Below are 9,723 nucleotides of genomic sequence, written 5' to 3' on the forward strand. Positions count from 1 at the left end.
TCATCTCCCTCCTACATTGTTGGTTCAGACTGTTGATGCCCATCTCTTGCAACATGATCGAAGCGCAATGCTTCCAAATCGATATCATAGGCTTGACCAAATCCAGCAACATATCGTCCTTCTGTAGGTGATAGTTCAAACAATGAGAAATCAAGTCCTCTTAGCATGTGAATAAGACTTGATCCAAACGACGCTTCAAACTCAGCAAATATGTCCTCATTCGCCTCATTTTCCAGCTTCGCCGCTTGACATGAGAAGCGAGCACGTTGTCTAGCGAACATGTTTCCGGTCCTGGATTCATCTTCAATCATGAGAACATCTACACACGGATTATGCTCAAGATACCGATAATGCTGCGCAATTTTACTCAAATAAATATACAGCTTGCCATCCTTCCGCACATAGGGAGCGTATGAGCCAAACGGAGAGCCATCTTCGGCAATTGTGCTGAGCACTACAGATTGAACACTATCAATAAAATTCATATATTTTTGTTTCATTTTGTCATTATCCTGTTGCTTCATTCCCATTCCTCGCTTCCTTATTCCATTTATTCAGTACATGTATTCGTGGATGTTCTCGATCCGGTAAATACTGAATATCTACATCTACTCCATATACACTGCGAATCAGCTCTGATGTAAATACCGTACTCGGGGTCCCACATATGCGGATTCCCCCGCTCTGGATGACACATACTCGGTCACTGTAGGCACTGGCATGGTTCAAGTCATGCAGCACCATAATAACAGTTAGATTCAGATCACGATTTAGTTTGCGAACCAATTCCAAAACCTCAAGCTGATGCGCGATATCGAGAAAAGTCGTTGGTTCATCCAACAACAGCACTTTTGGCCGCTGGGCCAGCGCCATTGCAATCCATGCGCGCTGCGCCTCTCCACCTGATAAGGATACAACCTTTCTCTCCTTATAGGAGGTCATCCCCGTTAGCTCCATTGCCCAGCAGATAATCTCCTTGTCCTCATCATTCATCCGTTCATACCATTTCTTATGGGGCATTCGCCCATATCCAACCAGTTCTTCTACGGTCATATCGGAAGGGCTTGAATTGGATTGGCACAACATGCACATGATCTGCGACAACTGTTTCGAACTGAACTGCTGCAATTCCTCATTCGCAATACAAATTCGCCCACTATCACAGGGAATTAATCGAGTAATTGCCTTCAGAACAGTAGACTTGCCCGACCCGTTAGGGCCGATGATCGTAAGCACCTCGCCTTCATTCACATCAAGCGAGAAGTCGTGCACAATCTGTTTGTTCCCATAACGAATGTTCAGTGATGTCAGATGCAGCATCGATCAGGCATCCCCTTTCCGCATCAAGTATAAGAAGTATGGCCCTCCTACCATGGCCATGACAATTCCTGCGGGAATCTCTACAGGACTAAAGATTGTCCGACCAATGGTATCAGCGATGAGGAGCACCATTGAACCAAGAACAAAACTAAGAGGAAGACGATAACGATAGTCAGAGCCGATTAGTATTCTTGCAATGTGCGGCACAAGCAGGCCTACAAACCCAACAAGTCCGACCGTGGACACGGATATCGCTGCTAGATAGACCGCAATAAAAGAAAGTAGGATTCGAATATGAGTCAGATTAAGGCCTAAATTGTGTGCTACCTGCTCGCCTAATCGCAAAATATTCGCATGCCGTATACATAGCAGTGCTGCTGCCCATCCTATCAATGAATACGGAAGGATGACGAGAACATCTGCCATACTAGTACTGGATAAACTCCCGTTCAGCCATTGCAGAGCAGCAGGAAGCCTGTCGCTATACAAGATGGAAAGCAGTCCAATCATTCCTCCAAATACTGCATTCACAGCTACCCCTGACAAAATGATGCGCACAGGCGTTAAACCAAAGTGCTTCTTCCATGCGAGTCCATATACCATAAGCGCTGCTATACTGCCCCCAACAATTGCCGCGAGCGGAACCATCGAATAGTACCCAGGAATAACAAGCATAATGAACAGTACCGTTACTGCCGCACCGCTCGACACTCCAGTGAGTCCTGGATCTGCAAGCGGATTGAGCACCACTGCCTGCATTAGTGCGCCTGAAGCGGCCAGATTAGCACCAATAAACAAGGCCATCAGCACCCTCGGAATTCGAATATCCCACAATATCGTATTGGCGACATCATTCCCGTATCCGAGTACAGCATCTAGCGTTTCCTTCATACTGAACTGCACGCTCCCAATCCCAATGGAGAGCAGCGTCAGAATGGCAAGCAGAACAACAGCTAGAAGTAGTAGGATATATTTATGTCGTGACGCACTCTTCTTCACTCCGTAAGAACCCCTTATTCACCAAATAGGATTTGTGCCATATCTTTATAGGCTGCAGGCGCCTTGACTATGGACGCAATACCGTACAATTTGGAATCAAGAGCCTTCAATTTTCCATTTTTAAAGGCATTCATTTTCTCCCAAGCGCCATTCTTCTTCACGTCATCCTCAAATTTCTTGGCAACCGCATTCGGATCGCCGTGCGCGACCAGCAAGATGGCATCAGGATTTGCAGCTATCACACTCTCCATATTGAGCGGTACATAGTCCTCTGACTTCTTCATTACGTCAGACAACACATTTGTAGCCCCCAAATTGCGAGCAATACTTCCGGCGAATGTATTGTCATTCATTAGCATCAAGGCTTCTGCTGAACCGAACAGAATCATAACCTTTGGTGCAGGCTTGCCCTTCACGGAATTGAGTACTGCCTGCTCCTCATGCTGAATCTTCTCCAGATAAGCATTTGCCTTGTCTTCTCGGCCGAACACACGTCCTAGTACAGTCGTTGATAATTTCAACTGTTCTAACGAATCTGCCGGCAAATAAGCCGTAGGCAATGACGCTGGCTTCAACTTCTTCTCAATGCTGTCTTTAATAGACATTGGGCTTACGATTACATCTGGCTGCAGTTTAGCGATTTGCTCGAGATCAGGCTGGTGTGAAGAACCTACACGGGGGACGTTATCAAATGCTTCTGGCAGTTTATTGCTTGACTTAGGGACACCAGCTGGCGTTACCCCGATTTCGTTCAAAATCTCCGTAATGGAGACTGATAATGTCACAATCTTCTCTGGCTGCTTCGTCCCGAATTGCTTCAAGAGCTTCTCTACTTCTGGGTCTTCTTCCGGTTTCTTATCAACATGATTTGGCGAGTCTTGACCCGAATTTGTTGTGGACTTAGTTGCAGGCACCGAACCAGTGACCGTTGAATTCTCCTTCGCATTGCCGCAAGCGGCAAGCACGACGATCATGAGTGCGATGACCCCATATTTAATTACTTTCATTGATTATGTAAGCCTCCTTATTACCTTGTGTATGAGAATGATTATCAATTATATGATAACGATTCTCATTATATAGATATTGATTCTCATTATCAATGATATTTTTAATCTGATTCTCATTTGATTATCATAAAGCTCGATATTTGCTGTAGTGGTGCGGGATTCACGGATCGAAGGAAGATTATGGACGAAAAAAGATATGCTATGCTGATTGCAAGTCAACTAGGCGGTTATCACATTTGTTTATCCATAAGGAGGATTACAACATGAACAACATCATGGCAACACGTATGGGAAAAACTCTACTCAGCATCGGAATATGCGCAACGCTCGCCTTGTCGGGTAGTATTGTTAGTGACGCTGCAGTCATGAAGGTGGAAGCAGCCTCCTCTACTTCCGTAGCAAATAAGGTGATCCAAACAGGCAAGAAATTTATGGGGACTCCATATGTATTCGGTGCAGCAACAGGAAGAACGAGTGCATTTGATTGCTCTTCCTTTACACAATATATTTTCAAAAAGAATGGCATTAACCTCCCTCGCTCTTCCAGAGAGCAATCGCGAGTGGGTACTAAAGTCTCGAAGAGTCAATTGAAGGCGGGAGACCTTATCTTCTCTGACACGAATCGTGATGGCATCATCAATCACGTATCTGTATATATGGGCAATAACAAAGTCATCCACACATATAAGAAAGGTGTAGGAGTGACGATTTCCAACTTTAAAGGCAGCGCGTGGGACAAGACCTTCAAAACAGCACGTCGTGTGATTAAATAATTGTGAATTGGACGAGCACTTCCTTACATTCAGTTGTTAAGTAAAAGAAATTATTGCAACAGAAAAAATATAGGAGCCCATATCATTCGGATATGAGCTCCTCTTCTTTTTATCCTTCCGAGGAATGAAGATGGATAACGAAGAATATATTGTCCCCTCCAACTTCTCCTCCTAACCTACTTACGGCAGTTCCCATTCCTCATTATCGGTTCAATATATGTTCATATCCAACCGGCTCACACTGCAGCAGCAGCGCTTATGAACTAGTGGTGATATGTCGGTGCATAGAACGATTATTTATTGTACAATATAAGAAACTCTACCTGACGTATGGGCAAGAATAACGATGAACGAATGCTTCTGGATTTGTTCAATATGGTTCGAACGCCTAGGCTCATGTGAACGCGTCAAGTTCTGTTTCTATTATGACCTCATTCTTAGATACGTTGCGTATACGAAGTGTCGAGGTCATCCATCCCACACATAGGAAGGAGAAACATCAATGAACAAGGAACAAGTGGAACGAATTCATACGGGAGAGGGTTTTATTGCAGCATTGGATCAGAGCGGCGGAAGCACGCCAAAGGCTCTGCTGCAATATGGGGTTACAGAAGATCGTTACTCCAATGACGAGGAGATGTTCGAGCAAGTTCACGAGATGCGCACACGCATAATTACGAGCTCAGCATTTGATTCGAAGTACATATTGGGGGCCATCTTATTTGAGAATACGATGGATCGGACGATCGATGGACAGTTTACCGCAGATTATTTGTGGGAAAGGAAAGGCATCGTACCTTTTTTGAAGGTGGACAAAGGATTGGCTGATCTTGAACAGGGTGTTCAACTGATGAAGCCTATGCCTGATCTGAACGACCTACTGAAGCGTGCAGTCGAGAAACATATTTTCGGCACGAAGATGCGCTCAGTCATTAAGGAAGCGAACGCAGAAGGAATACGTAAAGTAGTCGAACAGCAATTCGAAGTCGGCATGCAGATTTGGTCGATGGGTCTTGTCCCAATTATTGAACCTGAAGTCGACATCTATAGCAAGGACAAGCAGCAATCGGAACAACTATTGAAGGAAGAGCTTCTGAAGCAATTGAATGCGCTTGGCGAAGACGTAAGAGTCATGCTGAAGCTGTCCATCCCTACTGTCGATAATTTCTATCGTGAATTGATTGAAGATCCGCATGTCCTCCGCGTTGTAGCCTTGTCAGGCGGATACGATCAAGATGAAGCGAATGAAAGACTGGCTCGCAATCATGGACTCATTGCCAGCTTCTCACGCGCCTTGTCGGTAGGATTAACTGCGCAGCAGACAGCTGAGGAATTCGATGAGACACTGTCCCGCTCCATTCATTCCATCTACGAAGCATCCATAAGCTAACACGTATGCTTGCATGACGGACATCTCAATAAGCAGTGGACTGTCATGTGTGTAAATATGGAAGGAACTCCCGTGAATGCAGCCATTCACGGGAGTTTTTCTGTTTACTTAACCCTTAACTATCCCGCCGGTACAAGATGAGATCCGATATATAGACTCAAGGATTGTTCGTATTCCATTCACTTAGTAGATTGAGTGGTACCTTCTCATGAACGCAGCTGATTACTTGTTAGAAAGGCTTCAATCGTAGGACTTCCCGTTCGAAAGGCCAGACTGATCGGACGACTTGTCGCCTGCTTCACTGGTCTGATCGCCATTTGCTCATTGGACTGAAACAACAGTTTTGGCCCAATGGTAACACCGATCTCTTGGGATACCATGTTCATAATCGTGTTACAATGCAGGACTTCCATCAGCACATTTGGCGTCACCCCATGATTGGACAGACACTCCATCACCTGTGAATGATAGGACGCCATAGGCATGATGAAATCGACACCCTCAAGCTGCGAGATATCGATTGTGTCCAGCTGTGCAAGTGGGTGCTTTGGCGACATACCGATGACAAGCTCATCTTCATGAATGAATACTTGATGCAGATCTTGGTTCTGTCCCGCATTCATCATAAATCCAATATCCACAGTTCCCTTTCGAATCCATTCTTGAACTTCTTCATACGTTCCCTCAAATAAAATCACTTTCACACACGGATGATGTTTTTTGATTTGTGCAATCATCGGTGGCAGCAATTGTGACGCTGCACTTGTAAAAGCACCGATTCTAAGCAAACCTTCAAGCTGGTTGTTCTCTAGCGATACTTCCTCGCGAATAATTGCTTCGCTGCGCAGAATTTGCATCATATGCGGAATAAGACGATCTGCTAACACCGTCGTACTAATCTTAGCTTGCTTGCCTCGATTCAGCAGCGCATGACCAAGCTCCTTCTCCAAACTCGCAATCGCATGGCTGACCGCAGACTGAGTCATATTCAACTGCTCAGCAGCCTTCGTGAAATTCCCCTGCTCCACTACCTTCATGAACACTTCATAGCGCGCCAATGTCATGAGTTATCCTCATACCTTTCATGCCAAACATTAATTTCACTAATATAAGTATACTCGATACAATACATTCAGAACAGATGCTTGCTCTTACAGCGATCCATGTGTTTCATGCATATTATCATAAGGTTGGTGATCATCTTGAGAAACATTACTCTTCTACTATTCGGCATGTTCGCCTTAGGTGCTGATGCCTATGTGATGGCCGGAATCCTCCCCCTTATCGCAGGAGACTTCAACATTTCTATTGGTGCAGCAGGACAATCGGTCAGTACGTTCACCCTCTGCTATGCCATCGCAGCTCCATTCTTTGCAGCTATCTTAAGTCGAGCAAATACGAAACATATTTTACTTGCTGCATTATCGCTCTTTACATTGGCCAATATCATGTCTGCGATTACGCATCAATTTGCCGTATTTCTTATATCCAGGGGAATAGCGGGAATCGGAGCAGGATTATATTCGCCATTGGCATCCTCTGCGGCCGTTCATCTTGCTCCTGAAGGGCAGCGGGGCCGAGCCTTAAGTTTAATCTTGTTCGGTATGAGTGCTGGAACCGTTATCGGCGTGCCATTAGGGATTTATATTTCTTCCTTGTATAATTGGCGATTGACAATGTGGTTTATTGTAATTGTCGGTCTCTTGGGCATAATGGCACTAGCGAGTCAGTTTCCTACAATTCAGAGCAATAGTTTGCCGACGTTGAGCGATAGATTGTCGCTGTTCAAAAATAAGCAAATCACGCTCGTAATGCTTGTTACGGCGATTTTAAGCTTTTGCAGCCTAGGATTATATACGTATTTGGATCGAATCATCGCCGCATTCGAATATGAGCAATCGATTTGGTTCATTTGGATGTGGGGGCTGGGCGGAATCGCCGGAAGCTTCTTGATTGGCTCAATTATGGATCGATATAAGCGTCCGCGAACGATTATGCTTATTCTCATCATTGTGCTCATGTTGTCCATGATGCTCATGGGTAGTGTTCATCAAAACGCAGCAAGTCTCGCATTCTTGCTCATACTGTGGGGTGCGGCGGGTTGGGCATCCATAGCTGCCCAGCAAAAAACACTTGTCGAGATCAGCCCAAGCCATGCGACAATCTCAATCGCACTCCTTAGCTCGATGAACTATTTGGCGGGATCTTTCGGTACAATGACCTTCGGTGCCTTTCTTGAGCGGAATGCAGATCCTGCCAATCTCCCCTATCTCGCAGGAATGGTTCTCGTCGCTGGATTCTTGCTTCAATGCTTCTTCATGCACAAGGCACGTACCAGTAGAATCCGTACATCAACATAAGGCGCTTACTACAAAAAAGGATGGACTTCATAATGAAGCCCATCCTTCTTTCTATCATTCCGATAAATTGCGTACATTCGCTTCGTGATGCGGTTTGTCCACAATACGGCTTTTGCTGTCCTTGTCCTGAACCGGAACAATGCCGAATGCAATCCATGACCATGAAGTAACACGCGAAATCATATATACGATGAACCAAGAACCAATGAAGGCAAATATCCAGCCGCCTGCAATATACAGTGCATACTCGAGCATATTTCCCTTAATCCCTATTTTCCGATAAATAAAGAGCAGGAACGGATGCAGCAAATATATGCCGAATGAGCATGCTCCGATGGAAGTAACCCATGAAGATACTTTTCTTCCACAACGGTAAAATAGAACAAATGAGATTTGGATCAAAATGATGCACGACAATAAGGAATGAATATACCAAACGAGCTCATACCACAAGGTGTTGACGAATATCTTGCCAACATTCGCACGATAAAACATGTATGCATGATAGATTCCGAGCCCAATCCACGCACTCCATAAGATGACCCAGCCTACAATTTGCTTATATCCCTTCGACAAGTGAACAAGCCAATTCCGGATCGATTCGTAATGCATAGCGATCCATGCCCCGAATATGAAGTATGACAGATAGGAGATTGCCAGATTCCCTCTTGGGATTTGCCAACCATACTTATTAACAATGATAAATCCCCATTGCAGCAGTGCAGCTGCCAGGAACATGAGCGGCACAGTCCGACGCATCTTTTGGAATACAGCCAGCAATAACGGAAACAATATATAAAACTGAACCATAATAATTATGTAATAGAGGTGCGTATACGCCCTGCCGCCGAACAGAGCTTTTATAAAGTCATATCCCACCGCCCACGATAGATCGAATAACATGTCGCTGCGATAGAGCTTCAATAAATAATAGAAGGCGGAAAAAACAAGGTATGGTACTAATATGTACAGTAATCGTTTCCGGTAAAACTGTCGTATCGTTCCTCCGCTTAACGGCTTGTCCGCATAATTATAAAACAATACGAACCCACTTAAAAAAATAAAAACAGGTACGGCAAATTTACTAAAGGTATTTATCAATAAGTAAAGCGGGTATGCCCGACTGCCGATTGTCGCTGCCAGCGCTTCCGATGTCGCATGGATCGCCAGCACCGCCATGATAGCAAGTGCCCGATAAGCATCGAGCTCTTGTATTCGTTCTCTCTTTGTCACGTATTTACAACTCCTCATTTGAGTTTTCTTATCATACGAAAAGTGCTCTTCACCATATCTAACAATCGAAAAGCCAAAAATGTGACATTGACAAAAAATTTTTTTATATAAAAATTGTAGCACAAAAAAAAGACCGAGTGCGGGAACATTTCGTCCCTGCTCTCGATCTTCTTCTGAATATTTACTTTTGCTGCTTGGTTTCACTCAGCCTATCCAATATGTCTTGTCCCTTGATTTGAAGTTCAGCAACCGCCTCATCCAGTGTTTTCTCTTTTTCAATCACAGAATTCAATGCATCCGACAGTAAAGCATCAAATTCGGAATGGAAACCCGCCGGAATACTCTTTTTATCAGACACACCACTGACTTGCATTGGCTTTAACAGGTAGAACGCATCCGTTTCCCGACCTCTAAAATCCTTGAAATAGTCTGACCGCGTGGGGAGCGTATCGTTCATTGCCTTCCCAGCGACCTGTGCCATTTCCGGCCCGTTCACGAACTTGACGAATTCCCAAGCTGCCCGCTTGTTCGGAGAATCCACAGATATGGCATAGATCTCCGACAATTTCACGTAAGCCGATTCATCGGGCATAGCAGGATTAACAGGTGCGGCCGCGATGCCCCAGTCGATCTCCGGT

General features: G+C 44.8%; 9 protein-coding genes and 1 pseudogene. 3 read left to right on the forward strand and 7 right to left on the reverse strand.

Annotation, left to right across the window (positions count from 1 at the left end):
• Positions 1-11 precede the first annotated feature (11 nt).
• The 4 genes from BBG47_RS16300 to BBG47_RS16315 are packed head-to-tail and all read right to left on the reverse strand — an operon-like array spanning position 12 to position 3,326.
• Positions 12-530 carry a pyridoxamine 5'-phosphate oxidase family protein gene (locus BBG47_RS16300; RefSeq protein WP_368072452.1) on the reverse strand — a complete coding sequence of 173 codons (519 nt, stop codon included), beginning with the start codon at positions 528-530 and terminating at the stop codon, positions 12-14.
• Positions 508-1,320 carry an ABC transporter ATP-binding protein gene (locus BBG47_RS16305; RefSeq protein ID WP_065292563.1) on the reverse strand — a complete coding sequence of 271 codons (813 nt, stop codon included), beginning with the start codon at positions 1,318-1,320 and terminating at the stop codon, positions 508-510. The genes BBG47_RS16300 and BBG47_RS16305 overlap by 23 nt, the downstream gene beginning before the upstream one ends.
• A gap of 3 nt (positions 1,321-1,323) precedes the next feature.
• A complete protein-coding gene (locus BBG47_RS16310) occupies positions 1,324-2,319 on the reverse strand; it encodes a FecCD family ABC transporter permease (RefSeq protein ID WP_065292564.1) in 996 nt (331 codons plus the stop codon).
• Positions 2,320-2,333: 14 nt separating this feature from the next.
• Entirely contained in the window at positions 2,334-3,326 is a 993-nt protein-coding gene (locus BBG47_RS16315; RefSeq protein ID WP_065292565.1) for an ABC transporter substrate-binding protein, read from the reverse strand.
• A gap of 266 nt (positions 3,327-3,592) precedes the next feature.
• Here BBG47_RS16315 and BBG47_RS16320 point away from each other — a divergent pair, with 266 nt between their 5' ends.
• Entirely contained in the window at positions 3,593-4,102 is a 510-nt protein-coding gene (locus BBG47_RS16320) for a C40 family peptidase (RefSeq protein ID WP_065292566.1), read from the forward strand.
• A gap of 502 nt (positions 4,103-4,604) precedes the next feature.
• Complete coding sequence (locus BBG47_RS16325) at positions 4,605-5,492, forward strand: fructose bisphosphate aldolase (protein WP_065292567.1); 888 nt, start codon at positions 4,605-4,607, stop codon at positions 5,490-5,492.
• 206 nt (positions 5,493-5,698) lie between these two features.
• On the opposite strand, the gene BBG47_RS16330 is transcribed toward BBG47_RS16325, so the two are convergent.
• Complete coding sequence (locus tag BBG47_RS16330; RefSeq protein ID WP_065292568.1) at positions 5,699-6,556, reverse strand: LysR family transcriptional regulator; 858 nt, start codon at positions 6,554-6,556, stop codon at positions 5,699-5,701.
• A gap of 138 nt (positions 6,557-6,694) precedes the next feature.
• Between BBG47_RS16330 and BBG47_RS16335 the strand changes: the two genes are divergently transcribed.
• Positions 6,695-7,852 carry an MFS transporter gene (locus tag BBG47_RS16335; RefSeq protein WP_065292569.1) on the forward strand — a complete coding sequence of 386 codons (1,158 nt, stop codon included), beginning with the start codon at positions 6,695-6,697 and terminating at the stop codon, positions 7,850-7,852.
• A gap of 54 nt (positions 7,853-7,906) precedes the next feature.
• Here BBG47_RS16335 and BBG47_RS16340 read toward each other — a convergent pair whose 3' ends face one another.
• Both BBG47_RS16340 and BBG47_RS16345 read right to left on the reverse strand, forming a co-directional pair.
• On the reverse strand, positions 7,907-9,085 hold the full coding sequence (locus BBG47_RS16340; RefSeq protein ID WP_065292570.1) for an acyltransferase: 1,179 nt from the start codon (positions 9,083-9,085) through the stop codon (positions 7,907-7,909).
• A 181-nt stretch (positions 9,086-9,266) separates the two neighbouring features.
• Positions 9,267-9,723 (reverse strand): annotated as a pseudogene (locus BBG47_RS16345) (sugar ABC transporter substrate-binding protein); the annotation flags it as partial.

It is taken from the genome of Paenibacillus sp. KS1, from assembly GCF_001680695.1.
Taxonomy (GTDB): Bacteria; Bacillota; Bacilli; order Paenibacillales; family Paenibacillaceae; genus Paenibacillus_B; species Paenibacillus_B suaedae.

Bases quoted from the DNA above. Each gene is read 5' to 3' on its own strand.
- BBG47_RS16330 (WP_065292568.1), bottom strand. From the start codon at position 6,556: ATGACATTGGCGCGCTATGAAGTGTTCATGAAGGTAGTGGAGCAGGGG.
- BBG47_RS16315 (WP_065292565.1), bottom strand. From the start codon at position 3,326: ATGAAAGTAATTAAATATGGGGTCATCGCACTCATGATCGTCGTGCTT.
- BBG47_RS16300 (WP_368072452.1), bottom strand. From the start codon at position 530: ATGGGAATGAAGCAACAGGATAATGACAAAATGAAACAAAAATATATG.
- BBG47_RS16305 (WP_065292563.1), bottom strand. From the start codon at position 1,320: ATGCTGCATCTGACATCACTGAACATTCGTTATGGGAACAAACAGATT.
- BBG47_RS16325 (WP_065292567.1), top strand. From the start codon at position 4,605: ATGAACAAGGAACAAGTGGAACGAATTCATACGGGAGAGGGTTTTATT.
- BBG47_RS16320 (WP_065292566.1), top strand. From the start codon at position 3,593: ATGAACAACATCATGGCAACACGTATGGGAAAAACTCTACTCAGCATC.